This is a genomic window from Mesorhizobium sp. M0894 (genome assembly GCF_040319725.1).
GTDB lineage: Bacteria > Pseudomonadota > Alphaproteobacteria > Rhizobiales > Rhizobiaceae > Mesorhizobium.
In genome coordinates, this window is record NZ_JAMYOG010000029.1 from 17015 (window position 1) to 43957 (window position 26943).

A 26943-nucleotide genomic window follows, 5' to 3' on the forward strand; every position below is an offset into this window, starting at 1 on the left:
TCAGAAAGCTATGGCCGCGTCGAGCCCGGAAAGCGGCCTGACGCCGGCGAGCAGTGCCTTCGCCTCAGCCTCATCGCGCTTCATCTGTGCGACCAGCGCATCAAGCCCGTCGAACTTCACCTCCGAACGCAGGTAGCCGAAAAAGGACACGGCACAAATCTCGCCGTAGAGGTCGCCGGAAAAGTCGAACACAAAAGTCTCCAGCAATGGTGCGCCATTGTCGTCGACCGTCGGCCGGCGGCCGAAGCTGGCGACGCCATCATGAAGCGAGCCGTCGGCGCGGCGGAAGCGGACTGCATAAATTCCGTCCTTCAGGGTGGCTTCCGGCGAAAGCCTCATGTTTGCGGTCGGAAAGCCGAGTGTCCGGCCGAGTTGCTGGCCGCCGATCACCTCCGCCTCGACGGTGAAACGGTAGCCGAGCAGGCCGGCGGCCTCGGCCACATTGCCCTCGCACAGCAGCGTGCGAATGCGGCTCGACGACACCACCTCGGCGCTTTCGTCGCGGAAGGCATCGACCAGCGTGACGCCGAAGCCGTGGCGCTCGCCGGCCGCCATCAGATAGGCCGGGCCGCCTTGGCGGTCCTTGCCGAAATGGAAATCGAAGCCGGTGACGGCGTGGCTTATGCCGAGGTTGCGCTCGAGCACGCCGGTGACGAAAGCCTCCGCCGACAAGGAGGCGAACTCGCGTGTGAACGGCTGCTCGACCAGCGCCGCAAAGCCCAGATGCGACAGCAGCCGCGCCTTCATTGGCGGTGGCGTCAACACGAACAGCGGCATGTCCGGCCTGAACACTTTTCGCGGATGCGGCACGAAGGTCAGCACCAGGGCAGGTACGCCGCGACGCTCCGCTTCGGCGCGCGCGCGTTCGAGCACCGCCTGGTGGCCGCGGTGGACGCCGTCGAAATTGCCGATCGCCACCACGCCGCCACGCAGATGGGCCGGCAGCGGTGCGGTTGCGGAAATGCGTTCGAACATTGCCGTCATAGCTTGAACCTATTGCAGTCTGGGCCTGAAGTTATTGCAGTCTGGGAATCACCGCGACCGGCCTGTAGCCGTATTTTTCGAGAAAGGCCGCGAGCCTGGCCGGGTCTGGCTGCAGCGCTTCACCGTAATCGCGGGCATGGATGCCGCCCGATACGTAGAGCACGTCGAAGCCATTATCGGCCGCGCCCTTGATGTCGGTCATCATGCCGTCGCCGATGGCCAGAACTTGCGAACGCTCGACCGTGCGGCCGAGAATGACGGCGATCTCTTTCATGGCGACCTCATAAACCGGCGCATAGGGTTTCCCGGCGATCAGGGTGCGCCCGCCAAGCTGCGCGTATTCGCGGGCCAAAGCCCCTGCGCACCAGATCATGCGTTCGCCGCGCTCGACGACGATGTCGGGATTGGCGCAGATGAAGGGCAGGTTCCTGGCACGCAGCCGCCGCAGAAGATCGGCATAATCTTCCGGCTTTTCCACCTCGTCATTGAACAAGCCGGTGCAGACCACGCCGGATGCTTCGAACTCCTCGACAAGCTCGACGTCGAGACCATCATAGAGCGTGAAATCTCGATCGGCGCCTATATGGAAGATCTTTCGCGGCCCGTCGGCGATCAGGTCGCGGGTCACGTCGCCGGACGTCACGACACGATCGTAGGCGGCGGAAGGAACACCGATAGCGTTCATCTGCGCCACCACGTCGGCGCTGCGGCGCGGCGAATTGGTGATCAGCACGACAGGTATTTTCGCCGCGCGAGCAGTGATCAGCGCGGCAGCAGCCGCGGGGAAATGCCATTCGCCATTGTGCACCACGCCCCAGACATCGCACAGGATGGCTGAATAGGCTCCCGACAGGTCTGCGAGCGAACCGATGATGTCGGGCGAATCCGCCATGCCGTTGTCCCTGTACCATGATGCTTGCAAGCGCCGCGACCGACGGTCCGTAGCGGCCGGCCCGGATTAACCGAAGCGCTTCGCTCTGTCACCAGCTTTCGTTGTGCCCGCAAGATTGCCGCCCGGGGCGCCGGCGGGGAAGTGATGGCGAAAGCTTTTCTTTTCCAGCGCCTTATCCGCTTTTAGGGACTTTGCCGCGGAGAGCGCGGACCGGCATTGCCGATTGCGGACGTGTGGTTAACGGGGATTGAAAAACCGTACGGACCTTGAACGTATTTTAGCAATCGGAAATTTAAAAATGCGTGGCATCGTCCGGGAAAAATAGGGCGGGGCGGGAATGCTGAAGGCAATAATCGGAAAATTTCGACACGACAGACGTGGCAACTACTCCTTAATGACTGCAATCACCATTGTGCCGCTGATGGCCGGTCTGGCGCTCAGTGTCGATTACGGGGAGTTGCTGCGCCAAAAGCACGAAACGCTGAACGCACTTGATGCGGCCGGCCTCGCCGCCGCCCAGCAGATCGTCGCCGGCGCCAGCGACGACGACGTCAAGGCCTACGCCAAGACATTTTTCGAAACCAATCTCGCACGTATCGACCCGGCGAACACAGTGCTGACCGTCACGCTGCCCAACAACAATGCCGGCGGCGGCACCTTGAAGCTCTGCGCCGGCCTCACCTTCCACCCCTATTTTCTACCGGCCGCCAGCCTGCTGATCGGCGGCACGGCAAGCGACACGACCTTCACCGAATGTTCGGAACTCCGCCTCAAGAACACCCTCGAAGTCGCGCTTGTGCTCGACAATTCCGGCTCAATGACCGATCTCGGCTCCGGCACCGGCGAGAAGCGAATAGACCTGCTGAAGTCGGCCGCCAAGCAGCTTGTCGATACGCTGGCGCTTCAGGCGCAGCAGATGAAGCAGATCACCAAACCGGTGCAATTTTCTCTCGTGCCGTTTGCGGCCTCGGTCAATATCGGCCCTACCCACGATCAAGACGGCTGGATGGATCAGGACGGCATCTCCCCGATCCAGCATGAAGATTTTGACTGGACGACGATGAGTGCCGCCAACAATCCGGACAAATATGCCGAGAAGCTCAATGGCATCTGGTACAAGCGCGGCACCGGCTGGGGCGAGACCAAGGACCAGCCGCTGACGCGTTTCAGCCTCTATGCCGACATGACGGTCGAATCGGGCCGCGAAGAGGTACCCAATTCGAAGCAATATGTCTGCGACACATACAAGAAGAACGGCACCTGCCAGTACGGCCATTGGAGCGCACCGGAATATATCTATACGACGAGCCGCTATGCGAGCTGGCAAGGTTGCGTCGAGGCACGGCCATATCCCTACAATGTCGACGACACCACGCCCGACACAGCCGCGCCTGCCACGCTTTTCGTGCCGATGTTCGCCCCGGATGAGGCTGGCACTCTGTGGCTCGATTTCAACCGTGACGGCATCAACGACGTCATCAGCACGTCTTACAATTACGGCAACAACTGGTGGGCCGATTGGCCCTATGTCGCCGGTCCTACCGCTTCGCAGCGACAGTCTGATATGCGCAAATATTTCCTGGTAAAACCGTACGGTTCGCAATCCGCAGCCGCGGGCGATGGGCCGAATTCCTCCTGCACCACCAACCCGATCACGCCGTTGAAGGACGTCAGCCAGGACGCAGAGAAGCAGGAGATCAAGGACGCCATCGACGCCATGGCGCCGAACGGCAACACCAACGTACCGGAGGGCATTGCCTGGGGCTGGCGAACGGTATCGAGCAACCCACCGTTCACCGATGGCCGGCCGAACAGCGAGCGGGGCAACGACAAGGTGGTCGTGGTGCTGACTGACGGAGCCAATACCTATAGCGCCGTCAGCGACGGCAGCTATGCCAACAACAGGTCGACCTACGCCGCCTACGGCTACACTGGCCTGACCTATCCGGGATCTGGAAGCGTGACCCGCCTGTTCATGAATACCAGCACCGATATCGGCAAGACCACCTATACCGGTGCCAACTACACGGCAGCACTCGACGAGCAGATGAAAACGCTCTGCGCCAATGCAAAGAATTCGAACATTCTGGTGATGACGGTGGCGCTCGACCTGTCGCCCACAGATACTGGCGACAAGAAGGCGATCGATGCGCTGAAGGCGTGTTCCTCGGATTCGCGCTTCCGCAAGGATCCGGCCGACCCGAGCAAGCCGGCCAAGTTGTTCTGGAATGCGACGGGCGCGACGCTGTCCGACAATTTTAAGGAAATCGCCAACGAATTGTCGAACCTGCGCATCGTCGGCTGAAGGCGATGGGATTAGCGACGTAAAGGCAGAGGGGCGCAGCGCGCTGGCGCAAAGGCTCCTGCCCTCATGCCCTTGCGGGTGGGGGAAGCATGTGGTGAGTGTCCCCATCCGGAGATACGCTCTTGCCTGAACCCGCCAACCATCTCGCCTTCGCGCTGGTCTGCCTCGGCATGGTGCTGACGCCCGGCCCGAACATGATCTATCTGATTTCGCGCTCGCTGTCGCAAGGGCCGAAGGCCGGGCTGATCTCGCTGGGGGGCGTGGCGCTCGGTTTTTTATTCTACGTGCTGTCAGCGGCGTTCGGCATCACCGCGCTGCTGCTCGCCGTCCCCTTCGCCTATGACGTGCTGCGCCTTGCCGGCGCGCTCTATCTGCTGTGGCTTGCCTGGCAAGCGGTGAAGCCGGGCGGGCGCTCGCCCTTCCAGATCCGCGAACTGCCTAAGGACAGGCCGCGCAAGCTGTTCGCCATGGGCCTGATGACCAACCTCCTCAACCCGAAGGTGGCAGTGCTCTATCTGTCGCTGCTGCCGCAGTTCATCAGCCCCGGCAAGGGCCACGTGCTGTCGCAGCTTCTGGTGCTCGGTGCCACGCAGGTCGCCATCAGCCTGACCGTCAACGCCATCATCGCGGTGACGGCCGGCTCGATCGCCATCTTCCTCGCCGGGCGGCCGCTATGGCTGGTGATCCAGCGCTGGATGATGGGCACGGTGCTGACCGCGCTGGCCGTCAAGATGGCAACCGATGCGCAACGCTGATCGGGCCTACATCGGCCGTCTGACCTGCTGTGCCCGCTCCGGTTCGACCACCGTGCGGTAGAGATGCCAGGTCGCGTGGCCAAGGACGGGCATGACGACGGCAAGCCCGGCAAATAGCGGGATCGAGCCGATGACCAGGAGCACGGCGACCATTAGGCCCCACAGCGCCATCTGCAGCGGGTTTGTCATAACTGCGCGCGCCGACGTCTCGACTGCCGAGACCGCGCCGACATCGCGGTCGAGCAGCAGCGGAAAGGCGACGACAGTCGTCGCCAGCACGATCGCGGCGAAGGCGAACCCGGCCAGGTTGCCGAGCAGGATCAGTGTCCAGCCCTTACTGGTCGTCAGCACCTCGCGAACAAAGCCGACGATAGAGGTCGGAGGCTGATTGCCGTACAGGCTGGTGTAGATCGATTGCGCGGTGAACAGCCAGAGCAGGAACAGTACCAGCAGCATGATGCCGATGACCGCAATCGCGGGCAGCGCCGGCGAGTGGCGCACGTCGAGCGCATGCCACCAGGATGTATCCATGCCGAACTCGCGCCGACGGCTGATTTCGTAAAGGCCGATAGCGGCGAACGGACCGACCAAAGCGAAGCCGGACATCAGCGGATAGATGAGCTGGATGGCATTCGAGCCCGACGTCCACTGCGTCAGGATCAGGCCGACCACCGGATAGATCAGGCACAGGAACACATAATGCGACGGCTTGGCCCAGAAATCCTCTACGCCGAGACGGAGCGCATCGATCAGATCCTCGGTGCTGATGCGGCGCACCGTGGGCTGTACATGCATTCCACGCGCGTCCGCCATGACATGAAAGCCAGCCATAACCTTTCTCCCGTGTGTCGGGGCGGTCACCGCCAGGATGGCCGCCCGCAGCTGCCACTTCAAGAACGGCGATATGATAGCCGATCTCGGCGCGCTTGTCGCCACCACCCGGCGCCAGGGCGCGCCGGGCGGCTGAACGAACAGATTAGGCCGCGAAGCGATCGATCACCTCGGCCAGCCGCACGTGACCGAGGCAAGCGCCTGACCCGGCCGGCTTTTCACCATCCTCGATGGCCTGCGCAAATCGCACGTCCGGATCGCTTTCGATCCGGCGGCGCAACGCCGCCAGCTTGGGATAAGCTGCGCCGTCGACCGCCTTGTGGAACTCCGCCCAGCGCGCCACGCCGATCAGCGTGGTATCGGCAAGCGTCAGCCGGTCGCCGACCAGGAAATCCGTGTCGAGGATCATCGCCTCGAGCTGGTCATGGCGGTTGGTAACGACCTTGCGGCCAAAGTCACGCAAGGTTGCCAGCAGCACCGGCTCGGCCGATTCCATTTCATGTGCGGCCCAGAGCGGGGTGAAAGCGGCGGTGAAGCCGGTGTTCACGAAAGCCATCAGCTGGTGCATCCGGTCGGCTTCCGGCGAGCGAGGCTCAAAGCTGATACGACGTTGCGTATCGCGGGCTTCGAGCCAAGCGGCAATCGCCATGGTCTCGGTGAGCACCCTGCCTTCGTCGGTGATCAACACCGGCGTTTCCTGACGGCCGTTGATGCTGGCATAGGCGTCGTTCTTCATTTCAGTGAGCATGTCGACTCGACACAGGCGGTAGGGCTGTCCGACGCGTTCAAATGCAGCGACGAGCCCCATCGAACTTCCCAGCGGGAAGCCATAAAGGAGGATAGGTTCCATTTCTTTGTCTCTTCCATAATTTAGGGATTACGCTGCGCAGCGAAACTTGACCCTAAACGCTGGTCGCCCCATGTAAATTACGCACTATTCTGTAACCAGGTCCCCCCATGAAAGATGTCGTCTCACGCTGCCCGATCGAAGAGACCATGCGTGTGCTCAGCGGTCGCTGGCCCACCTTGCTGCTCTACTATCTCAAGGACGGCACCAAGCGCTTCAGCGATCTGAGGCGTGACAACCCGACCGTGTCGCACCGCATTCTGGCTCTCGAACTGCGCAAGCTGGAGGACGCCGGGATTGTGCGGCGAACGGCGCATGCCGGCTATCCGCTACGCGTGGATTACGACCTCACGACGCCCGGTCTCAAGCTTGTGCCGCTCATCGAGGCCTTGGGCAGATGGTGGGAACATACCGAGGACGACCGGGTCGGCCAGGCTCCACCGATGCCGGAAACGAGGCTAGACACAGCGGCCTAGCCGATCGTGAAAATCTGACGCTTGCTATCCGAGGCTGGACAACCGCTTTGGATAGGATCCGGCCGAATATCGGAATGCACGGACAGCGCCAGAAGCTGTCATTGCCGAGCAGATACTCTAACGTCGCGTTTGGGCCGGAAGCGGAGATCCGCTTTCGGGATGATTGGGCCAAAAAGCTGACCTTCGCGTCCAGCATAGCGTGGGCTGGTTTGCGCCACTTGCGGACCTTTGCCAATGATGCCGCGAAGGTCGCGTCTCGGACCCGTTGCTGCCCTTCGGTCACAGCTTGGGGCATACAAAGGTGTGAACACGACAGACAAGCCAGTCGCGGAAATTGGCAACCGGGATGTCTGAACCGAAGGCGCTACCCCAGCCGGCGAACCGCTCGGTATTCGCGCGAGACGCTGAAAAAAACAGCTGTGACCACGAACGCGGCCGGCTGCTGCGGCTGAAGAGACGAGGCGTCGCGATCTGCGGCCCCCTCAGCCGGTCGACTTCTTGAAGTTGGCGAGGGCCTTGTCCCAGTTCACCACGCGCCACCATTCCTTGAGGTAGTCGGCGCGGCGGTTCTGATACTTGAGATAATAGGCGTGTTCCCAGACGTCGACGCCAATCACCGGACGCGCCCCTAGCTCGAGCGGCGTGTCCTGGTTGGCTGTGCTGACGATGTCGAGCTTCTTGTCCTTGTTCACGACAAGCCATACCCAGCCGGAGCCAAAGCGGCCAAGGCCAACCGCCGTGAGCTTTTCGGTCAGGCCCGCATAGCTGCCGAAGGTGCTGCTTATGGCGGCGTTGAGGTCGCCACCGGGCTGGTTGGGGCCCCCGGGAGTCATCAGCTCCCAGAAGTGAGTGTGATTCCAATGTCCCCCAAGATTGTTGCGCACGCCTTCCGGGACCTTGCCCAGATCTGCCAGAATAGCCTCCATCGGCGTGCTGGCGAGCTCGGGCCAAAGCGGCACGAGTTGATTGCAGGCATTCACATAAGCGGCGTGATGGCGGTCGTGATGGATCATCATCGTGGTCGCGTCGATGTGCGGCTCTAATGCGTTGTTCGCGTAGCCGAGCGGTGGGAGCTTGAAGGGTTGGGTCTCCTGCGCAAAGGCCGCGGCGCCCAACAGGGTTGTGTTGGCTGCCGCGGCCGATGCTCCTGCGAGAAATAGAAGACTCTGACGCCTGTTCATGGTGTAGCTCCGGGTGAAAGTGGAACGCCAATGCTGCATGCTGTTCGTTTACGAGGTGTCGCGACTCCAAGCATCGCTTCGCGAAATTCCCTGAGGGTTAGCCATTGTTCCGATCAGTGTTGAACGAGATAGGTTTCAATCCTGCCGACACCTGCCAGTTCTACATTACAGCGCGGTTCGAGCTTCCAGGAGGTGTGCAGGGCCTGCTTGGTTGCCTCCGAAATCTGCATGCGGTCGGCCACGCCCTGGGACTCGAGCCGGCTTGCAATATTCACGGTTTCGCCCCAGACGTCGTAGACGAACCGATGCCGGCCGATCAGGCCCGCGATCACCGGTCCCGTGTGCACGCCAATGCGGATCCGAAAACCATCGTTGCCCCACGCTAAGGGCTTCAACGCGTCCAGCATGGATTTCCCCAGTGCCACGATCCTGTCGGCATGGTCAGCTGCCGGTTCCGGAACACCGCCCGCAGCCATATAGGCGTCTCCGATGGTCTTGATTTTCTCCACGGCATGCTTCTCCGCCAAGACGTCGAACGTGCTGAATAGCCCGTCGAGGCGTTTGATCAGGTCCGACGGCGGCAACCTTGCCGCTATGCTCGAGAAACCGACAATATCGGCAAAAAGAATGGTCACTTCATCGAACCGGTCGGCAATGAACTCTTCGCCCCGTTGCAGCCGTGCCACGATCTGACCGGGCAGGATCGCATGGAGAAGCGAGTCAGCCCGCCGCTTCTCCGCCTCGATCCGCTGAAGATACTGGTGCTCGCGGTCGAGCCAACGTTTCTTCTCCAAACTCGAGTTGATCCGGGCGCGCAGCAGGACCGGATTGAAAGGTTTAGGCAAGTAGTCGTCGGCCCCCGCCTCGATGCAGCGGACCACCGCGTCCACTTCGTCCAACCCCGATATCATGATGACAGGGATATGCCGCCATCGGCGCTCCGCTTTCAATCGCGAGAGCACCTCGATGCCGTTCATGTCCGGCATTAGGACGTCCAGCAGAACTAGGTCGAACTCGTGTTCCGCGAGGTGAGTCAGCGCCGACGGACCGGACTCGGCAGTGACTACCTGATGACCGTCACGTTGCAAGCGGCGCGAGAGGAGACCGCGGTTGCTGGTGATGTCGTCGACGACAAGTATGCGGCCACCGTGACCGGAGCTTGCGTCGTGCTCTGCCTTGATCAGTGCCCGTTCGAGCCCTGCCACATCGATCTCAGCCTGATCCGTGGTCCGCGGTTCCTCGCTGTCGGGTGCGCGCGAGAGGCCGGCAATCGCATCGACATGCGCCAGCAACTCAGCCGCCGCGGCGAGCATCACCCTGACATCCTCTTCCAGCGCGTATTCGTGCAATTCTTCGGCTTCTTCACGAATCATTTCGGAATAGCCGATGATGGCGTTGAGCGGCGTTCGCAAGTCGTGGCGCAGTTTCGCCTCGATCTCGACCCCTGCCCGGTTCTGATTGTCCGCTTTGCCGTGGATCAAGCTGTCGATCAGGCTACTCAATTCGCAAGCAGCGGCGCCAACCTTCTCTAGATCCGGTCTCATGTGGGCCAGACCGAGGTCCTGCACCTGCTCGGTTAGCAACTCCTGAAATCCTGAGATTGCCCGCGCCGGTCCGGCGAGCTGTTGCGCCAGATGGACGGCGATCGCATGGCGTTGGAACTTGTTCTTAGCAGGCATATTTTCAAACCGTCGGTCCGCGCCTCATCGATTCGCGGCAAGCAATTGTTCAATTTTCTGGACAAGTCGCGACAGGTCCACCGGCTTGCTATCGTAGTCATCGCAGCCTGCCTCGAGTGCCATTTCGCGATCGTTGGCCATCGCGTGCGCAGAAAGCGCAATGATCGGGATCCCGGAGGTGGCCGGATCAGCCTTGATCCGCCGGGTCGCCTCCCACCCGTCCATGACCGGCAAGCTCATATCCATGAGGATGAGATCGGGCCTTTCCGAAACGGTGAGTTCCACGCCCGACTGTCCGTTTTCCGCAATGAGGACTTCGAACCCACGCCGTGACAACCGCCGCAAAAGCATGTCGCGGTTCAATTCGTTGTCTTCTACCAGAAGGATCCTCGTCATCTTTAGCTTCCTTCAGCCATGGGGGCGGTTCCGCGATCGGCAATGCTGGCACCTGTCGACCCAAGTGGGAAGATCTGGCGCTCGAGGGCCTCGACCAACTGAGACCGACTATTTGCGCCCTTGATTACAACCGCGACCGCCCTGTCGCGAAGCCACTTGAGCTCGTCCGCCGATAAATCCTTGGAAGTCACGACGACGACCGGAATGTTCTGAAGCTCGGGCACCTGCTGCATCTCGTTCAGGGTCTGGAACCCGTCCATTTCGGGCATCAGCAGATCAAGCAGGACCAGACGCGGTAACAACCGCTTCATCAGCTTGAGGCCGCGCAGGCCATCGCTTGCCTCGTGAACCCGCCAATCCTTCTTGATCAGGATACGCCGAAGGAAGTCGCGGGAGGCTTGATCGTCGTCAATAACAAGCACATCGCGGTTGCCGCCGCCGCAAGCCTCTATTGTTCGTATAAGCTTCTGGGTGTCGATCGGCTTCGTGAGGTATTCGACCGCACCGAGTGAGAGGCCGAGTTCGCGATCTGCAAGTATCGTCGCAAGGATTACCGGAATCTCGCAGAGCTCCTTATCGCCCTTCAGTGAGCGCAGCACTGACCAGCCGTCCTGATGCGGCATGATGATGTCGAGAACGATTGCGGCCGGGCGATGCGCTCGCGCCGCGGCTATGCCTTCCTCGCCGCTTGCTGCTTCGATTGATGCCAGTCCCGCCTCAGCCAAGGACCTGGCGATGAGAGTTCGGGCGGCTGGTTCGTCATCTATGATCAGAACCGCCTGCTCCGAGGGTCTCGACGACAGCGGCTCGGCGGGTTTCTGCTCGCCAGGTTCTTCGTCGCACTCGGCTGGAATCTCCATTGTGAAAGTCGAGCCTTTTCCGAACTCGCTTTTAACGGTTACAACGCCTCCGATCATGCGGCAGAAACTCCGGGTTATGCTGAGGCCCAATCCCGTCCCGCCGTAGTTGCGAGTGGTGGAGGCGTCTGCCTGCGTAAAAGCATCAAAGAGCCGTTCTTGCTGCTTTGGCGTCATCCCGATCCCGGTGTCGGACACTGTGAATATCAGCCAGTCGCCGTCCGATCTCCTCTCGCGTCGAATCGCCAGTGTTACACGGCCCCCCTCGGTGAACTTGGCTGCGTTACTGAGGAGATTGAAGAGGTTCTGACGCAACTTCGTCTGGTCCGAATGCATCTTCCCGAGGTCGCCCGCGAGGTCCATAACGAAACTGTTTCGGTTTTTCGCCATCAGTGGCGCGACTGTGGCCTGGACATCGCGCAACAAGTCGGCGACGTCGAAAGTCTCCAGGAAATTTGCCATCTTATTTGCCTCGATCTTCGACAGATCGAGGATGTCGTTAATGAGCGCGAGGAGATGGCGACCGGCCCCGGCGATCTTTTCCACATCTGGCACGAACTCATTCATTTGCTGGTCGCTCGCCTCTTCGATCAGCATCTCGCTGTAGCCAATGATCGCGTTCAGTGGAGTGCGCAGCTCGTGGCTCATGGACGCGAGGAAGCTGCTCTTGGCCTCATTTGCCGCTTCAGCATGACTCTTGGCCCGCTCGAGTTCGACCTCTCTCTGCTTCAGTTCCGTGATGTCGGTGTAAACGGCGACGGTCCCGCCGTCAGGGGTCTTTCGTTTGCTGACGCGGACCCAGCGTTCTCCAAAGCGACCCTCGTGGACGAAGCCTGCCGGATCCTTCTGGATGCGCAGCCTCTTCGCAATCCATTCCTCCGGCGACGCGCCCTCAAGGTCGACGTGCCCGCTCGCCAAGCGTCTTTTCAGAATATCCTGAAGGCTTTGCCCCGGCAGAGTAGCTCGGTCATTGTCGGGAAAGATTTCGCAGTATTTGCTGTTGGCAAGAAGGACCTTGTCCTCCGAATCGAACAGGACAAATCCGTCAGAAATCGCCTCGAGTGCCGCTCCGATCGTCCGTCTTTGCCGCTCCGCCTCATCCTCCAGTCGTTGCTTGGCAATTGCGCTCGCCCGGAAAAGCCGAAGCGTCCGCGCCATCGCGCCGAGCTCGTCCCCTCCCTCTGCCTGTATTTCGACGTCGTAGCGTCCTTCCGTCAGATTTCCGATTACCCGGTTCAGCCGCCGCAACGGTCCGACGATCGAGCGAAGAACAAGGATGGTGAGAAGTGACCCGATCATCACCACGATGGCCACCAGAACGGCAGCAGTAGTCGCCGTTTTCTGGGTTTCCGTTACGACCTCGTTGCGAGCGGCTTCTGCCTCGGCGCTCGCTCGGTCGACGAGTTTGTTAAGCGCAGCATCCACGTTTGCGCTGTGGGTGCGCGCCTCGGCGAGGAGAGTGTTGCCGATGATGCGGTTGTCTTGAGTATAGCTGTCTGCCGCCTCCAGCGCTGTTTTGACATAGGCATCCATCTCAACGCGGATTTCCCTGACCGCATCCGGTGATGATTTCGAAAGGCGGTCCAGATGTGCCAGTAGTCGCTCGCGCGCCTGCTCGGCATTACGCTGGGAATTCATCAACAAGCTAACCGACAGATCAGTCAGCCAGTATCGCAATTCGCCGAATGTTGCGTGCGCCGCAGCCGCAGTGGACGCGGCGTCGAAAAATGCTTTGGTCTCCGCAGTTCGATCTGCACTGCGATAAAGTGCCTGTGTGAGAAAGATTGACGATACGATAAGGCTGATAAGGCCGGCCGCTGTCAGCGCAGCTATGCGGGCCGAAATCGGTAGATGGGCAAAGGGACGCGCAAAGGGCCTCGCCGGCGCCGATACCGTTTCCACGCGGTGCGGTGATTGTTCCAAAGCGCTCATTTGAACAAGACGATGCTTATCGCGCCTCCCAGATCGCCCGCTTTGCCGCCCTCCTTTGGGTATCCTGTCACGTCGATCTCGCCCTTCGGCTCGCCGTGGCAGGAAAGACACGAGCCAGTATAGTATTCGGGCAGCAGCATTCGAAATGCAGGGCGCCCATCCGCCTCGGTGACTTCCGTGTAGGCTTCTCCCTTTGCTCTCTGCGGATCCAGCAAGACGCTTTCGATGATCCGTGCTTCCCATGCGTCCGGAAGCGATTTGCGGTTGCGCACGAGTTGCTCTGGCGCGGTCACGCGCACCCGAGCTTCGTTGCCGGCCTTGGCAGCGAACTTGTCATTCATCAGACGCGCAAACACCGCTGGCACGAAGCCTTTGAAAGCGGTTCCCGCGCGGTTGATGTTATCTTGCTGTTCGTCCACCACCTCTCGCATCGCCTCAATCTGGGCCTCAAGCAGACGCCGGTCGCGCTCGGTCAATCCGCCCGAAAGCGGGTCGTGGCCGGTGTGTTTTGAGTATGCGGCGATGGCTTCTCTCGTAATGCGCTCACCGTCGAGGTGCTTGTCGCCAAGAGCAGGATCATTGATGAGCGTCTGATAGTTCGAGATGATGCTTCGCCCCGCACGGAGCAATTCCGCGAGTCGCGTTCCCGTCACGACATCCTCGGTAACTCCCGCTCCGATGGCAGACGACACGACGAGTCCGCAGCCGACAAGAACAGCGGCAATGAAAGTCCGGGTCAACGTTGACATGGCGGACATTTCCGTTCCCTTCAAGGACGGCCTTTAGGGTATATTAGCATAACACGATAAAAGGCGGGGACCCAGCGGCAAACTTTGCTGGTTCCGCAACGAACAGTCTGGGCGACTTGCGACCCGCGAGCTCGGCCCTTTTTGTTGCGCTGTGGGTCGGCTTGAGCGAGATTCTAATCGCCTGCCCGGCAAAAGCCATGATCACCGCTATGTCAGGCGGGCATGACCGTTGCGAGAATTGAAAATTATGAAGGCAAACCAAGCCTGAACAGGCGCATGCTGCTCAGAGCTGCCGGCCTTGGTGCCCTTGCCGGGCTCGCCGCCTGCGCAACCGCCGTGCTGCCCACCGGCGAAGGCGCCGGTGTCTCTGCTTCCGCGGCCGGCACCCTGAGCGGCATTCGGGCCTCAGCCGGTCTTGGACCGCTTGTCGCCGATCCTCGTCTCGAACAGGCGGCCTTGCAGCAGGCCGGCTACATGGCGCGCCGCGGCCGCATGAATCACACCACCGGCTGGGGCAAGGACTTTGCCTCGCGCGTCAAAGACAATGGCATTGCCGGCGCCGCCGCCGAGAACATCGCCGAAGGCCGCTTCGACCAGCAGAAGCTGTTCGATATCTGGGTGCATTCGCCAGGCCACCGCCGCAACATGCTAGACCCGCGCTTCACCCGCTTCGGCCTCGCCTATGTACGCGACGGCCGCGACAACACGCTTCGCTACTGGTGCCTTGTGCTCGGAAGATAGCACGGTTTCGCCTTTGGTCGGCGGAGTCCGTGCCGGATGATCGAGCCGTCAGTCTTTGCGGCCGCCGAGCAACTCCTCGATGTCCTGCGCACAAACCGGTCTGCTGAAATGATAGCCTTGCATTTCGTCGCAATTGTTTCTGCGCAGGAAGGCCACCTGATCATCTGTCTCAACGCCCTCGGCGATGACCCTCAGGTTGAGATTTTGCCCCAATGAAATCACCGCGCTGGCCACAGCCTGGTCGTTCTCGTCGGCGGCGAGGTCCTTGATGAAGGACTTGTCGATCTTCAGCCGCGCCACGGGAAAGGTTTTGAGTGCGCTGAGGCTGGAATAGCCTGTGCCGAAATCATCGATCGAGATCTGGACACCCAGGCTTTGCAGGGCGTTCATGGTCGCGACGGCGAGCTCGATATCCTGCATGATAAGGCTCTCGGTCACCTCCAGCTCGAGATACCTGGCCTCCAGGCCGCTGTCCTTCAGCGCGCTGACGATGCGATCGATCAGGTTGCGCTCCCTGAATTGCCGCGCCGACACATTCACGCAAACGGTCAAGGGCGGCAGCCCGGCGTCTTGCCAGGCTTTGTTCTGCCGGCACGCCTCATGCAGAACCCAGTCGCCGATCGGTACGATCAGACCTGTCTCCTCGGCGGTCGGGATGAACATCGTCGGCATTATCGTGCCAAGCGTTGGATGGTTCCAGCGTATCAGCGCCTCGACCGCAAAAATCCGACCTGACCGAAGGTCCACTTGCGGTTGGTAGAGCAGAGTGAATTCCGAACGCGCCAAGGCGTTTCGCAACTCTTCCTGAAGCACGAATTTTTCATGCGCCCGGGTATTGAACTCCGGAGCGTAAAACTGGAAATTGTCGCGGCCGAACTCCTTGGCGCGATACATGGCCGCATCGGCATTTGCCAGCAGCGTATCGGGATCAGTCCCATCCTTCGGATAGTTGGCAATGCCTATGCTGGCCGTCGCCCGCACAAGATGCGCTCCGAGCCGAACCGGTTCGGCGAGTGCCGACCTGAGCTTTTGCAAGGTCTCGGAAACGAGATCGACGTTCGCCGGCTGGTCGAAAAGCACGATGACGAATTCGTCGCCGCCAAGCCGCACGACGGTATCGGTTGCCCTCACGCAGTCGACCATGCGACTTGCGACGATCTTCAGAAGCTCGTCTCCGGCATTGTGGCCGAGCGTGTCGTTGACAAATTTGAAATTGTCCAGATCGATGAACACCACCGTCACCCAGCGATCGTATCGCTGGGCGTACAGGACCGCCTGCGAAAGCCGATCCTCGAGCAAGGCGCGATTGGGAAGCCCGGTCAGCACGTCATGATTGGCCATGAAGTGGATCCGGTCTTCAGCCTGTTTGCGTTCGATGGCGATCCCGGCGATGCGCGTGGTGAAATCGATCAGGCGGGTCTCGGCCTCGGTCGGTTCGCGCACCGTCATCGAATACATCGCAAAGACGCCAAGCACCGCGCCCTGATGCGACAGGATCGGGGTCGACCAGCACGAACGCAAACCGTGCGGCCGCGCGAGTTCGCGATAATCCTGCCAAAGCGGATCCTGCATGATGTCAGCGACAATCACCGGCTCGTGCCGATAGACCGCCGTTCCGCAAGACCCCGCCCGAGGGCCGACCGCGGCGCCGTCGACGGCGTCGGTGTAGTCTTTCGCCAGGCTCGGCGCGGCGGCGTGGCGCAAGTGGCTGCCATCCTTGTCGAGCAGCAAGACCGAACCGAATATCCCCGCCAGTTGGGACTCGACCAGACGCATGAGCCGCTCGAGCACGTCTTCGAGGGGAGCGCTCTTTGCGATCATCTCGAGGATATGCGCCTGCCCATCGCGAAGGATTTCGGCCTGCTTGCGCGCAGTGATGTCGCGGGCAATGCCGACGAGGCCGAAAATGTTGTTTTGAACGTTGCGCAATGGCAGTTTCGTAGACAGGAACCATTTGCCGGTGCCTGACGCATCGACGACGAACTCCTCCTCGTCGATCATCGGTTGTCCGTCGCGCATCAGTTGCTGCTCGACGAAGCGAAATTTCTGCGCAAGATCCGGCGCATGAAGGTCGAAGTCGCTCAGGCCGATCATGTCGCTCGTGCTGTCTCGACCGCTGTCGGACGCAATGGCTCGGTTGGCGACGACGAAGCGGCTTTCGGTGTCCTTCACCCACATGTAGTCAGGCACCAGGTCGATCAGCGTCTGCAAGGAGATACGCTCGTCGACGACCAAGCGGTTGGCGCTGAGCTCGCTGATGTCCTCGTGCGTGGCCACCCAGCCGCCGTCAGGCATCGGTTGATGGCAGACCTGAATTGTCCGGCCATCGGCGAGCTCGGCTGTCCAGTTCCCCGAAGCAGTGCCCGAATTGACTGCCCGGGCCAACGCCAGATAGGCGTCCGCATTCATTGCCGAGGTCCCGACAGCGACGCGCCGCTCGACGATTTCGCGCAGCGCCGCACCCGGCTGCAATTGCTCCGGCGCAAGGCGATAGATTTCCGCATAGCGCCGGTTGCACAGGATCAGCCGTTCATCGGCGTCAAAAAAGCAGATGCCTTGCGAGATGTTCTCGATCGCGGTCTGGAACCGCAGTGCCTGGTCCTGAAGCGCTGCAATCGTGGCGCGAAGCTCGCGCTCGAGCGCCTCATATGAGGCAGTCGCCAGTTGTGCCAGCGTCGTCAAATTGGCGGATTCGGGCACTTCGGCGGTTTGCCTGGATGATTTCGTGGCCAAACACAGTTCCTCCCGCTGATGCTTGAGGCAAGCAAAGGAGGCTCGCCTTCAACCCAAAAGCGAGTGCATATTGGTCGGGATATACTAATGGCAGGTGAACCGGCTCAATGCCGACCCGACCGGCACAGGCAACGGAAGCCGTGAGCCGGTCGCGGTTGCCGGAGCCGTGAGACTTAGTCCATATGCGCGGTAGGCGCTCCACCGGCGGGCGGCGCAGCCTTTGGCTTGCGCAGCAGGAAAACAAACGGGACGGCAAGCAGTGTCATCATCATCAGCAGCTTGAAGTCATTGACGTAGGAGATCATCATCGCCTGGATATTGACCATGCGATCCATCAGCGACAGCGCCATCGGATCGCCGCCCGCTGCTGCCGGCGACGCCGCCCAGAGGTTGGGATTGAACGGGTTGACATAGGCCGAGAGCTCGGCGTGGTTGATCTGCGTGTTACGCACCAGCAGAACCGTCACCACCGATACGCCGATCGATGAGCCAAGATTGCGCACCAGGCTGAACAACGCCGTGGCATCGGTACGGAAGCGTGCGTCGAGCGTGGCGAAGGCCACGGTGGACAGCGGCACGAACACCATTCCCATTCCAAGGCCCTGGATGACGCCGGAGCTGAGGATAAGCCAGTTGTCCATCTGCGGCGAGAAGCTGGACATCGTGTAGAGCGATTGCGCGGTCAGCAGGAAGCCGATGACGACGAGGATCCTGGCATCGATCCTGTGCATGATCCGCCCGACGAACAGCATCGCGATCATCGTGCCGACACCGCGTGGCCCCAGGACGATGCCGATGGTGAGGGTCGGATAGCCGAAGATGGTCGACAGCATTGGCGGCAGCAGCGACATGCTCGCCAAAATGAGCACGCCCATGACAAAGATGAACGCCAGCCCGGTGACGAAATTGCGATCGAGGAAGATCTTCGGGTCGATAAAGGGGTGCTCCGCCGTCAACGTGTGAATGGTGAATACCCAGAAGCCGGTGATGGAAAGACCAAGCTCGATCCATATCTCGATCGAGGAAAACCAGTCGACCTCGCCGCCGCGATCTAGCATCAGTTGCAACGCGCCGACACCGAGCGAGAGCATGGCGAAGCCGAAGAAATCGAAGCTGCGCACCCGCCGGGCAACGCTGGGGAGATATGCGGCCATGCCGAGGAAGGCGATGATGCCGACCGGCAGGTTGATGAAGAACACCCAGCGCCAGTTGAAATTCTCGGTCAGCCAGCCACCCAGCGTCGGGCCAAGGATCGGTCCCAGCATGATGCCGGCGCCCCAGATGGCCATGGCCTGGCCGTGGCGTTCCCTAGGGTTGATGTCGAGCAGGAAGGTCTGCGACAGCGGCACGATGGCCGCACCGAAGACGCCTTGCATCAGCCGGAAGAGAACGATGGTCTCCAGGCTCCAGGCGATGCCGCACAGCATGGAGAAGACGGTAAAGCCGACCACCGCCGTCAGGAACAGTTCCTTGCGACCGAAGCGGTCGGCAAGCCAGCCGGTCACCGGCGTCATGATCGCGGCGGCAACGATGTAGGAGGTCAGCACCCAGTTGATGTTGTCGGGGGAGGCGCCGAGATCGCCGGTCATGGTCGGCAGCGCAACGTTGGCGATCGTCGTGTCGAGCGCCTGCATGATCGTCGCCAGCATGAGCGCAACTGTGATCAGGCCGCGGTGCGGCACTTCGCGAAAGGGTTCTGGGCTGCTCATGACGTAAAACTTCCAGCAGGTAACAAAAACGTGTACATTAGGTTTCCGGACGGCGAGGCCCCGCTGTAGAGAGACCCTCATCGCGGTGGGACGCGAGCATCGATGTGGGGGTTACATCGACTGAGCGTCTCGACAAAGCGGGCGCCTGCCGCCCGGAAACCTGAGGACCGAAGATCCTGCGCGCGTTGTCTGCTCAGGCAGGCTACAGCGCAGCGCGTCTACGCATTCAACTTTTCCTGCGTCTCCCTCGGACCAATCCTGCATCCATCTCGCTGTTTGCTATGCGGCCGCTGTTCGGCCTCTTTACTTGGCCTCGCCTGCCGTCGCGCTGTGGAAAATGCTCGGCAGCCCGCGGGAAACGCCGGTGTCCACCGTGACCGTCGCGCTCATGCCGGTGCGCAGCGCCGTCTTGGCGTCGGCATCGGTCAATTCCAGGCGGACCGGAATGCGCTGCGTGACCTTGACCCAGTTGCCGGTCGCGTTCTGCGCGGGCAGCAGCGAGAACTCGGCCCCGGTGCCGGCGCCGATCGCCTTGACGGTGGCTTCGAACGTCTTGCCCGGATAGGTGTCGACCACGATTTCGGCCTTTTGGCCCGGATTCATGTTGGTGAGCTGCGTTTCCTTGAAATTGGCGTCGACCCAGGTATCGCCGGTCTCGACCAGCGAAAACAGCGGCGTGCCCGAGCCGACATACTGGCCGACCTTGAACGAAGCGGCCTGGCTGATGATGCCGTCGGCAGGCGCTTTGACTGTTGTCTGGACCAGATCGTAGGCCGCCTTGTTGCGTGCAGCGAGCGCCGCCATCACTGTCGGATGCTTGTCGGTCTCGATGTCGGGATTGCCGCCAAGTGCCGCCTTGGCGCTGACGATCCCTTGCTGGGCCACGGCCAGCTGCTGCTTGGCCTTGTCGAGGTCGTTCTTGGCCTCGTCCAGCGACGACTTGGCGTTGATGCCCTTGCGGGCAAGGTCGGCGGCGCGGTCATACTGCGACTGCGCGTACTGGACCTGGCTTTCGTCGGACTTCTCTTGCGCCAGCGCCTGGCTGTAGGCCGCACGCAGCTGCTCGACATTGAGCCGCGCGCCGGCCACCGCCGCATCGGCCTGGGCCAATGCGATCCGGTAGGGCTCGGGATCAATGGCGAACAACACGTCGCCCTGCTTGACAGACTGGTTGTCGAAAATATCGACCTGAACGATGCGGCCCGCCGTATCGGCGGCTATCGACACCTTGGCCTGCTGCAGATTGGCGTTCTCGGTCTCCTGATAGCGGCCGCCGGTCACCCAGACATAGCTGCCGCCGGCGATCAACGCAGCGGGCAGCACAAACATCAAAAGGAGGCGGCCGGCACGACGCTTCTTCTTCGGCGCCACTGGCGCCGGAGCTACCTGCGGAGCGACCGTTACCGGAGCTGCCGCCGGCTTCGCGGGAGCTTCCATCTCCAGCTTGGCCGCATTCTTATCTACTTTGGCTACCGCGTTCATGCTGCTGCGCCTTCCGTATTCTTCACTTTTTCCGAGGGCGGCGTCTCACCATCCGCAAGATTCTGCACCATTGTCTCCAGCGCCTTGACCAGGACGCGGCGATCTTCCGGCGAAACGCCAACGAGCGATTCCTCATACACCTCGCCGGCAAGGCTCTTGACGTGGGCGTAGGCTGCGTTCGCCTTGGCGGTCGGGAAAATCATGCGCACTCGTCTGTCGGTTGCGTCGGGACGGCGCTCGATCCAGCCGCCCTCCTCCATGCGATCGACAAGACGCGAGACGCTGATCGGCTCGATTTCGAGAAGCTCGGCAAGCCGCGCCTGCGCGACACCCGCCTCCTTGGCGACGCGGACCAGAAGCCGCCATTGCGCCGAAGAAAGGCCAAAACCGCTGGCGCGCGCCTCGAAGCGCTTGCGCATCAGGCGCTGCACGTCGTGGATCAAAAAGCCCAATCTGTCGATGCCGTCGGAAACCATGAGCGACATATATAATAAGCGTGCTCATAATTCAAGGAGCCGGATTATGCCAGAGGGTGGCAAATGTGCATGGCAGTCACATCATGAGCGATTGCGAATGAGCATCGTGACCACGAAGAAAGCGCCGACCGAACTGGTGATGATGCCGATCGGCAGTTCCTGCGGCGGCAACAGCGTGCGCGCGAGAAGGTCGCTTGCCAGCAACAGCACCGCTCCGAAGAGGGCGCAGCTTGCAATCAGGCGCAGATGAAGCGGGCCGGCCAGGGTCCTGGACAGATGTGGGATCATCAAGCCAACGAAACCTATGACGCCTGCGACCGAGACAAGGATCGCCGTCGAGAAAGCGGCGACGAGAAATGTCATCCTGCGCATCCGCGCAACCGGCACGCCGAGGCTTTCAGCGGCATTCTCGCCGGCCAGGAAAGCGTCGAGCCGGCGGTGGTTCCAAAGTCCATAAACAAGGATGGTGCCTGCGCCCAGAGCAGCCAGCTCGATATTGTCCCAACGGGCCAGCCCGAGCCCGCCCATCGTCCAGAACAACACCGAGTGAGCGGCGCGCTGGTCTCCGGCAAAGACGAGATAGTTAGTCAAGGCGGTGAACATGAACGAGACGGCAAGCCCGGCGAGGATCAGCCGTTCGGGGCCTTGCCCCCTCACCCGCGAAACCAGCAAAAGCACGATGCCGGCGGCCAATACGCCGCCCGTGAAGGCCGCGACCGGCAACGTCCAGATACCGAAATGGTCGCCAAAAATGGTGATGACGGAAACCGCGCCGGCCGCGGCTCCGGACGACAGGCCGAACAAGAACGGATCTGCGAGGTCGTTGCGCGTTACCGTCTGCAGCAGCGCGCCGATGACGCCCAGCCCGGCGCCGACACAGATGGCCATAATCGTGCGCGGTAGCCTAAGATCGAGGACGATCTTGGCAATCGGGATCTTGCCGGCCGGACCGGACACGATGTCTCCGTCCAGCCCGGCGGCATGTCCGAGCGCAGCAATCACGTCGCTCAACGCGATGACCGTCGATCCATAGGCAATCGACAGCAGAGCAAGAGCGGCAATCGCTGCTGCTCCTGCTGTCATCGCCAATTCGAACGCTCTCTGGCGCAAGCTCAGAAAGCTTCCGGGTGCATCGCCCTGGCGATCTTGCCGATCCCCTCGATGTTGGCAGGCCCAGGCGTCAGTTCGGCATAGCGCAGCGCAATGAAGTGCTCATTTTTGACCGCCTCAGTCTCCTTCATCGCCGGATGAGCTTTCAGGAAATCGAGCAGTTTTCTGTAGCCGCCGTCCTGGTAGTCGAGCAGGATAAGAAATTGCGGATTGCGGGCCGCCACCGTCTCCCAATCCGTATTGCCCCAGCTCGTCGGCATGTCGGCCATGATGTTGTCGCCGCCCGCTGCGGCGATCATGGCGCTGGGGATCGCGAACTTGCCTGATGTGAAGGGTTTGTCTTCGCCGGAGTCGTAAAGAAACACACGCGTTCCCGTGCGGTCGCCGATCTTTGCCGTGATATCGGCGAGCTGCGCCTTCCAGTTCGAAACAAGCTTTCCCGCCTCCGCCTCCTTGCCAAAAATCTTGCCCAGCTTTTCGACATCACCATAGAGCAGGTCCATCGAGGCGGCGGGGCGGTTCTGGTCGAGATGGACGCAACTTTCCGTCAGCACCAGCGTCTTGATACCGTGCGGGGCCAGCGTATCGGGCGTCACCTCGCCGCCAGGCTTCATACCGTAATACCAGCCGGCGAAGAAGAAATCGGGCTCGACGGCGACGAGGTTTTCGAGGGTCGGGTATTTCGGCGCGAGTTCCGGGATCGCGCCCTGCTCGGCCTTGAATTCCGGACCGACCTTATACCATCCGGTGATGCCGGTCAGGCCGACGATCGATGGTTGCAGCCCCAGCGCGAAGGCCATCTCCGCCATGTTCAGATCTTGGATGACGGCGCGCTTCGGCGCGGCGTCGAACGTCAGCGGCGTGCCGCAGCTATCAACGGTTACCGGGAAAGCGAAGGCGGTCTGGGCAAGTAGGAGGGAGGCAAAAGACAGTACGATGCGTTTCACGGATGTTGCTCCTTGGTCAAATCGGGATGTGAAGAGGCGCGGTTCGGAACGTCGAAGACCGTGAGTTCGCGGTCTTCGGTGGGATGGCGCAGCCAAAGCACGTCAACGCCGAAAATCTCGCGGATCAACTTCTTGGTCAGCGCCTCGCGCGGACTGGCAAGTGCCTGCAGGCGGGCCTCGTTCATCACCGCGACCCTGGTGGCAAATGGCGTGACAAGCGACAGATCATGAAGCACCGCCACGACGGTCATGCCAAACTGCGATACGAGTTCGAGAAGGTCGCTGCGGGCGCGCGGATCGAGATGATTGGTCGGTTCATCGAGGAACAGGATTTTGGGCTCCTGGGCGATGGCGCGCCAACTGGGCGCGTTGCCGCTCGCCACCGGATAGCGAGCCGATCGTGCGGCCGAGCAGCGGCAGCAGGCCGGTTCTGCGAAGTGCTTCAATGACGATGTCGCGTTGCTCGCTCCTCCGTCGCAAGCCGGCATGCGGGACGCGCCCAAGCTCGACGTAGTCGATCACGGCAAGCCGCGGATCAGGCTGGTCGGTCTGGCCAACGACCGCCATGTGCAGTGCCCGCTCGGCGGCCGAAAACCTCTCCAGCCGGCGTCCGGAAAATCTCACATCTCCCGCGCTTGGCCGCAGCGTACCGCATAGCATGCGCAGCAGCGTCGTCTTGCCGGCGCCATTGGGGCCGATGATGGCGAGGCGGTCGCCCGGCGCTATCGAAAGGCTCACCGCGCTGACCAGGCACCGGCCATTCGTCGTCGCGCTCAGTTCACACGCTTCAAGAAGAGGCTGGGAGGCGTCCAACTTACCGTCACTTTCTCAATGGCGACGGAAGGAAGCTGGACGGACCGGCCGACAAGACCGATGTCCACGTCTCCTCCCGGCACACCCCGTCCGGTCAACTCATGCTGATGGCAGGTCTCCTGGCTCGCGGGTCTTTGCGCCATCCTGCCTTCCCAGCCTTGCCGGCCAGTGGCACTTCGGATTTTTGCTAACCGCTTACAGTTGCGGGGGCAGCCGCGGCCTCGATCCGAAGATCTCACCGTGTTCCCTTTTCACCCCTTGCCTTTCGACTCGGGGACCATCAGTCAGCCACCCTAGTTTTCCGCCAATCACAGCGCAATAAGTCTTGTCAGAAGGAGCCATATAGACCTCGTGATGTAATAACGTTACATTTAAAAGGACGTTTGCCCGCTTCCTGTCAAGCCTTTTCGCGCGATTTGCGACTTGCCGACGACCGTCGCTCTCGATTTGCGCAGTGCGCAATTTCGATCAAACTGCCTCCGCCAGGAAGCGGCACCATAATCTTGCCAATATAAGACATGGCCAATGTAAAGACTGGGCCAATGCGGAGACTGGGCCAATGCGAGGTGCCAAATGAATCCGACCGAGAAGGCGCTGTGGTTCGTCGAAAGCCATCTGCCCGAAGCAGTCTCGCTGGACGATGTCGCCAAGATCAGCGGGGTGTCGCGCTTTCATGTGACGCGGGCTTTCGGCGCGGCTACCGGCCGTTCGGTGATGAGCTACGTCCGTTCTCGCCGACTGACCGAAGCGGCGCGCAAGCTTGGCGCCGGCGCACCCGACATCCTCTCGGTCGCGCTCGACGCCGGCTATGCCTCGCATGAGGCCTTCACCCGCGCCTTCCGCGACCAGTTCGGCACCACGCCGGAACTGGTGCGCGCACAAGGCTCGCTCGACAACCTCGATCTTGTGGAGCCGATCCTGATGGACCAGTCCTTTCTCGCCACTCTCGAACCGCCGCGTTTTGAGACCAGCCGGCCGTTTCTCATCGCCGGTCTCGGCGAGCGCTACAGCTGCGAAACCAGCGCCGGCATCCCGATGCAGTGGCAGCGGTTCGGCCCCTATATTGGCAACATTCCTGGCGAGATCGGCGACGTCGCCTATGGCGTCTGCGTCAACGGCGACGACGCCGGCAATTTCGACTACATCGCTGGCGTCGAAGTGTCCGATTTTTCGGACCTGCCGAGGGAGTTTTGGCGTGTGCGCGTGCCGGCGCAGAAATACGCCGTGTTCGCCCATCGTGACCATATCTCGACCATCCGCCGCACGGTCAACACGATCTGGAACAAATGGCTGCCAGCCTCTGGGCACGAGATCGCCGATGCGCCGGAATTCGAGCGTTACGGCCCCGAATTTGATCCGCACAGCGGCAATGGCGGGCTGGAAATCTGGATACCGGTCAAAGGGTGAGGTACGGCAGGCCGACGCCGAAGCGCCGGAAGCGCTGCTACAACTCCAAATTCCAGTTCTGGCCGACCAGATCCTGGCCGAAGGAATGGTGGCGCTCCTCGTTGGTCAATTTAAAGCCCGCAGCCTCATAGATGTGGCGGGCGGCGGCGAGCACGTCGTTGGTCCACAGCGTCAGTGTCCTGTAACCCGTGGGGCGGCAAAAGCCGATACATTCCTCGACCAGCCGCTTGCCGATGCCGAGACCTCGCGCCGAGGGCTCGACGTAGAGCAGGCGCAATTTCGCCACCGCGTCCGACTGGCGCACGACGAAGACGGAGCCGACGACCTCGCCTTCCCGCTCGGCGATCCAGCTGCGTTCCCATTTCGGATCGAAGGATTTGACGAAGGCACCGAGGATTTCGGCGACCAGCGCTTCATAGGTTTCGTCCCAGCCATATTCCTGCGCGTAGAGCAGGCCCTGGCGATGAATAATCCAGCCGATGTCGCCGACTTGCAGAGGCCGCAGCATATAGGGAATTTTGGGCTCGGCGCTTCCGCCCAGCAAACGCTGCACCGTCTGCATGGCTTTGACCAGCCTGTCCTGTTCGGCATCCGAAAGCCGGTCGAGCAAAGCCGCGACCTGGTCGTGCGAGCCCTGGTTCAGCGGTGCGAAGGCCTGCCGCCCGGCCTTGGTCAGCGCGATCGACGAGCGCCGCGCATCCGCCTCGATCGTGGCACGCTCGACCAGATCACGCTCCTCGAACTTCTTCAGCAGCCGGCTGAGATAACCGGCATCGAGGCCGAGATCGCGCCCAAGATCGGTGGCGGTCAGGCCATCGCGATGCGCCAGCTCATAGAGCACCCGCGCCTCGGTCAGCGAGAAGGTGCTTTTCAGCAGCCCTTCGTCGAGCAGCCCGATCTGGCGGGTATAAAAGCGGTTGAAGGCCCGCACCGCGTCGATCCGCTCCTTGCCTGGGTGATGATGAATGGTCATGGCATCCTCCTCCGGGCAAGATCAGCGATTTAGTTGACTTGGTCAAGTATCTGTTTGAAGCATCCGTTTGAAGCAATTGTCCTGATGATGCTCACCGGGCGCCTTGACTCACGCGAGTTGCCAGACTATTTCAGCGCCACGTTAGCACTCCCCCAAGATGAGTGCTAACCATGTCCGGCGCCGCCGGACGGAGGAACTGTTCTCACCATTCTCATCGAGGAATAAAAAATGGCAAAGTCGAAGTTCCGCCCGCTTCATGACCGCGTGGTCGTTCGTCGGGTCGAATCCGAATCCAAGACCGCGGGCGGGATCATCATTCCCGACACGGCGAAGGAAAAGCCGCAGGAAGGCGAGATCATCGCCGTCGGTTCCGGCGCCCGTGACGAAGCCGGCAAGCTCGTCCCGCTGGACGTCAAGGCCGGCGACCGTATCCTGTTCGGCAAGTGGTCGGGCACCGAAGTCAAGCTCAATGGCGAAGACCTTCTGATCATGAAGGAAGCCGACATTATGGGCATCATCGGCTGAATATCGGCCTCACCCTCATTTAAATCTTCGGGCTCAATCCAAGCCCCTGCCAGGAGCTAAAAATGGCTGCCAAAGACGTAAAATTCTCCCGCGACGCTCGTGAGCGCATGCTGCGCGGCGTCAACATCCTCGCCGACGCGGTG

The 26943-nt window shown here is 61.2% G+C and carries 24 protein-coding genes and 1 riboswitch; of the genes, 6 read left to right on the top strand and 18 right to left on the bottom strand.

Annotation, left to right across the window (positions count from 1 at the left end; all coding sequences use genetic code 11):
- A complete protein-coding gene (locus NKH91_RS30365) occupies nt 1-984 on the bottom strand; it encodes a bifunctional riboflavin kinase/FAD synthetase (protein ID WP_023717122.1) in 984 nt (327 codons plus the stop codon).
- A 31-nt stretch (nt 985-1015) separates the two neighbouring features.
- On the bottom strand, nt 1016-1876 hold the full coding sequence (locus tag NKH91_RS30370) for a TIGR01459 family HAD-type hydrolase (protein WP_023717121.1): 861 nt from the start codon (nt 1874-1876) through the stop codon (nt 1016-1018).
- A gap of 337 nt (nt 1877-2213) precedes the next feature.
- On the opposite strand from NKH91_RS30370, the gene NKH91_RS30375 reads away from it, so the two are divergent.
- Nucleotides 2214-4181 carry a pilus assembly protein TadG-related protein gene (locus NKH91_RS30375; RefSeq protein ID WP_352849093.1) on the top strand — a complete coding sequence of 656 codons (1968 nt, stop codon included), beginning with the start codon at nt 2214-2216 and terminating at the stop codon, nt 4179-4181.
- Nucleotides 4182-4303: 122 nt separating this feature from the next.
- Nucleotides 4304-4936, top strand: a complete 633-nt coding sequence (locus NKH91_RS30380) for a LysE family translocator (protein WP_023674336.1) — start codon at nt 4304-4306, stop codon at nt 4934-4936.
- Between the two features lie 6 nt (nt 4937-4942).
- On the opposite strand, the gene NKH91_RS30385 is transcribed toward NKH91_RS30380, so the two are convergent.
- Nucleotides 4943-5767 carry a DUF2189 domain-containing protein gene (locus NKH91_RS30385; RefSeq protein ID WP_352849095.1) on the bottom strand — a complete coding sequence of 275 codons (825 nt, stop codon included), beginning with the start codon at nt 5765-5767 and terminating at the stop codon, nt 4943-4945.
- A 145-nt stretch (nt 5768-5912) separates the two neighbouring features.
- Nucleotides 5913-6617: a glutathione S-transferase family protein gene (locus NKH91_RS30390; protein ID WP_352849098.1), complete on the bottom strand. Its 705-nt coding sequence runs from the start codon at nt 6615-6617 to the stop codon at nt 5913-5915.
- A gap of 107 nt (nt 6618-6724) precedes the next feature.
- Here NKH91_RS30390 and NKH91_RS30395 point away from each other — a divergent pair, with 107 nt between their 5' ends.
- On the top strand, nt 6725-7090 hold the full coding sequence (locus NKH91_RS30395; protein WP_352849100.1) for a winged helix-turn-helix transcriptional regulator: 366 nt from the start codon (nt 6725-6727) through the stop codon (nt 7088-7090).
- A gap of 482 nt (nt 7091-7572) precedes the next feature.
- Here NKH91_RS30395 and NKH91_RS30400 read toward each other — a convergent pair whose 3' ends face one another.
- The 5 genes from NKH91_RS30400 to NKH91_RS30420 all read right to left on the bottom strand — a co-directional run bounded on the left by NKH91_RS30400 (nt 7573) and on the right by NKH91_RS30420 (nt 13893).
- Nucleotides 7573-8271: a superoxide dismutase gene (locus tag NKH91_RS30400; protein ID WP_084642425.1), complete on the bottom strand. Its 699-nt coding sequence runs from the start codon at nt 8269-8271 to the stop codon at nt 7573-7575.
- A gap of 113 nt (nt 8272-8384) precedes the next feature.
- On the bottom strand, nt 8385-9950 hold the full coding sequence (locus NKH91_RS30405) for an adenylate/guanylate cyclase domain-containing protein (protein ID WP_352481731.1): 1566 nt from the start codon (nt 9948-9950) through the stop codon (nt 8385-8387).
- 24 nt (nt 9951-9974) lie between these two features.
- Nucleotides 9975-10346 (bottom strand): response regulator, encoded by a 372-nt coding sequence (locus tag NKH91_RS30410; protein ID WP_023717114.1) that lies wholly within the window; start codon nt 10344-10346, stop codon nt 9975-9977.
- A 2-nt stretch (nt 10347-10348) separates the two neighbouring features.
- Complete coding sequence (locus NKH91_RS30415; RefSeq protein ID WP_352481732.1) at nt 10349-13135, bottom strand: ATP-binding response regulator; 2787 nt, start codon at nt 13133-13135, stop codon at nt 10349-10351.
- Complete coding sequence (locus NKH91_RS30420; protein ID WP_352849102.1) at nt 13132-13893, bottom strand: Tll0287-like domain-containing protein; 762 nt, start codon at nt 13891-13893, stop codon at nt 13132-13134. Before NKH91_RS30420 ends, NKH91_RS30415 begins: the two co-directional genes overlap by 4 nt.
- A gap of 213 nt (nt 13894-14106) precedes the next feature.
- On the opposite strand from NKH91_RS30420, the gene NKH91_RS30425 reads away from it, so the two are divergent.
- Entirely contained in the window at nt 14107-14625 is a 519-nt protein-coding gene (locus NKH91_RS30425; protein WP_023717111.1) for a CAP domain-containing protein, read from the top strand.
- Between the two features lie 48 nt (nt 14626-14673).
- Here NKH91_RS30425 and NKH91_RS30430 read toward each other — a convergent pair whose 3' ends face one another.
- The 8 genes from NKH91_RS30430 to NKH91_RS30465 form a co-directional block, all read right to left on the bottom strand.
- On the bottom strand, nt 14674-17358 hold the full coding sequence (locus NKH91_RS30430; protein ID WP_352849104.1) for an EAL domain-containing protein: 2685 nt from the start codon (nt 17356-17358) through the stop codon (nt 14674-14676).
- Nucleotides 17359-17531: 173 nt separating this feature from the next.
- Nucleotides 17532-19067 (bottom strand): DHA2 family efflux MFS transporter permease subunit, encoded by a 1536-nt coding sequence (locus NKH91_RS30435; RefSeq protein ID WP_352849107.1) that lies wholly within the window; start codon nt 19065-19067, stop codon nt 17532-17534.
- 303 nt (nt 19068-19370) lie between these two features.
- Entirely contained in the window at nt 19371-20549 is a 1179-nt protein-coding gene (locus NKH91_RS30440; RefSeq protein WP_352849109.1) for an HlyD family secretion protein, read from the bottom strand.
- Nucleotides 20546-21025, bottom strand: a complete 480-nt coding sequence (locus NKH91_RS30445) for a MarR family winged helix-turn-helix transcriptional regulator (protein WP_023717107.1) — start codon at nt 21023-21025, stop codon at nt 20546-20548. The genes NKH91_RS30440 and NKH91_RS30445 overlap by 4 nt, the downstream gene beginning before the upstream one ends.
- Before the next feature lie 81 nt (nt 21026-21106).
- The gene (locus NKH91_RS30450; RefSeq protein ID WP_352481735.1) at nt 21107-22108 is read right to left on the bottom strand and encodes a FecCD family ABC transporter permease; all 1002 of its coding nucleotides are present in this window, start codon (nt 22106-22108) and stop codon (nt 21107-21109) included.
- 29 nt (nt 22109-22137) lie between these two features.
- On the bottom strand, nt 22138-23082 hold the full coding sequence (locus NKH91_RS30455) for an ABC transporter substrate-binding protein (RefSeq protein ID WP_352849111.1): 945 nt from the start codon (nt 23080-23082) through the stop codon (nt 22138-22140).
- On the bottom strand, nt 23079-23465 hold the full coding sequence (locus NKH91_RS30460; RefSeq protein WP_352849121.1) for an ATP-binding cassette domain-containing protein: 387 nt from the start codon (nt 23463-23465) through the stop codon (nt 23079-23081). Before NKH91_RS30460 ends, NKH91_RS30455 begins: the two co-directional genes overlap by 4 nt.
- Complete coding sequence (locus NKH91_RS30465; RefSeq protein WP_352849114.1) at nt 23398-23820, bottom strand: ATP-binding cassette domain-containing protein; 423 nt, start codon at nt 23818-23820, stop codon at nt 23398-23400. Before NKH91_RS30465 ends, NKH91_RS30460 begins: the two co-directional genes overlap by 68 nt.
- A gap of 167 nt (nt 23821-23987) precedes the next feature.
- Nucleotides 23988-24192: riboswitch (cobalamin riboswitch) on the bottom strand.
- A gap of 276 nt (nt 24193-24468) precedes the next feature.
- Between NKH91_RS30465 and NKH91_RS30470 the strand changes: the two genes are divergently transcribed.
- Nucleotides 24469-25302, top strand: coding sequence for a GyrI-like domain-containing protein (locus NKH91_RS30470; protein ID WP_352849116.1), 834 nt, complete (start codon nt 24469-24471; stop codon nt 25300-25302).
- A 37-nt stretch (nt 25303-25339) separates the two neighbouring features.
- Here NKH91_RS30470 and NKH91_RS30475 read toward each other — a convergent pair whose 3' ends face one another.
- Nucleotides 25340-26275, bottom strand: a complete 936-nt coding sequence (locus NKH91_RS30475) for a bifunctional helix-turn-helix transcriptional regulator/GNAT family N-acetyltransferase (RefSeq protein ID WP_352849118.1) — start codon at nt 26273-26275, stop codon at nt 25340-25342.
- 228 nt (nt 26276-26503) lie between these two features.
- Here NKH91_RS30475 and groES point away from each other — a divergent pair, with 228 nt between their 5' ends.
- Nucleotides 26504-26800: a co-chaperone GroES gene (gene groES / locus NKH91_RS30480; RefSeq protein WP_006333965.1), complete on the top strand. Its 297-nt coding sequence runs from the start codon at nt 26504-26506 to the stop codon at nt 26798-26800.
- Nucleotides 26801-26943 lie beyond the last annotated feature (143 nt).

Excerpts from the sequence above, each read along its gene's own strand:
- NKH91_RS30365 (WP_023717122.1), bottom strand. The coding sequence starts at position 984 with ATGACGGCAATGTTCGAACGCATTTCCGCAACCGCACCGCTGCCGGCC.
- NKH91_RS30370 (WP_023717121.1), bottom strand. The coding sequence starts at position 1,876 with ATGGCGGATTCGCCCGACATCATCGGTTCGCTCGCAGACCTGTCGGGA.
- NKH91_RS30375 (WP_352849093.1), top strand. The coding sequence starts at position 2,214 with ATGCTGAAGGCAATAATCGGAAAATTTCGACACGACAGACGTGGCAAC.
- NKH91_RS30385 (WP_352849095.1), bottom strand. The coding sequence starts at position 5,767 with ATGGCTGGCTTTCATGTCATGGCGGACGCGCGTGGAATGCATGTACAG.
- NKH91_RS30390 (WP_352849098.1), bottom strand. The coding sequence starts at position 6,617 with ATGGAACCTATCCTCCTTTATGGCTTCCCGCTGGGAAGTTCGATGGGG.
- NKH91_RS30395 (WP_352849100.1), top strand. The coding sequence starts at position 6,725 with ATGAAAGATGTCGTCTCACGCTGCCCGATCGAAGAGACCATGCGTGTG.
- NKH91_RS30400 (WP_084642425.1), bottom strand. The coding sequence starts at position 8,271 with ATGAACAGGCGTCAGAGTCTTCTATTTCTCGCAGGAGCATCGGCCGCG.
- NKH91_RS30405 (WP_352481731.1), bottom strand. The coding sequence starts at position 9,950 with ATGCCTGCTAAGAACAAGTTCCAACGCCATGCGATCGCCGTCCATCTG.
- NKH91_RS30410 (WP_023717114.1), bottom strand. The coding sequence starts at position 10,346 with ATGACGAGGATCCTTCTGGTAGAAGACAACGAATTGAACCGCGACATG.
- NKH91_RS30415 (WP_352481732.1), bottom strand. The coding sequence starts at position 13,135 with ATGAGCGCTTTGGAACAATCACCGCACCGCGTGGAAACGGTATCGGCG.
- NKH91_RS30420 (WP_352849102.1), bottom strand. The coding sequence starts at position 13,893 with ATGTCCGCCATGTCAACGTTGACCCGGACTTTCATTGCCGCTGTTCTT.
- NKH91_RS30425 (WP_023717111.1), top strand. The coding sequence starts at position 14,107 with ATGACCGTTGCGAGAATTGAAAATTATGAAGGCAAACCAAGCCTGAAC.
- NKH91_RS30435 (WP_352849107.1), bottom strand. The coding sequence starts at position 19,067 with ATGAGCAGCCCAGAACCCTTTCGCGAAGTGCCGCACCGCGGCCTGATC.
- NKH91_RS30440 (WP_352849109.1), bottom strand. The coding sequence starts at position 20,549 with ATGAACGCGGTAGCCAAAGTAGATAAGAATGCGGCCAAGCTGGAGATG.
- NKH91_RS30445 (WP_023717107.1), bottom strand. The coding sequence starts at position 21,025 with ATGGTTTCCGACGGCATCGACAGATTGGGCTTTTTGATCCACGACGTG.
- NKH91_RS30450 (WP_352481735.1), bottom strand. The coding sequence starts at position 22,108 with ATGACAGCAGGAGCAGCAGCGATTGCCGCTCTTGCTCTGCTGTCGATT.
- NKH91_RS30470 (WP_352849116.1), top strand. The coding sequence starts at position 24,469 with ATGAATCCGACCGAGAAGGCGCTGTGGTTCGTCGAAAGCCATCTGCCC.
- NKH91_RS30475 (WP_352849118.1), bottom strand. The coding sequence starts at position 26,275 with ATGACCATTCATCATCACCCAGGCAAGGAGCGGATCGACGCGGTGCGG.
- groES (WP_006333965.1), top strand. The coding sequence starts at position 26,504 with ATGGCAAAGTCGAAGTTCCGCCCGCTTCATGACCGCGTGGTCGTTCGT.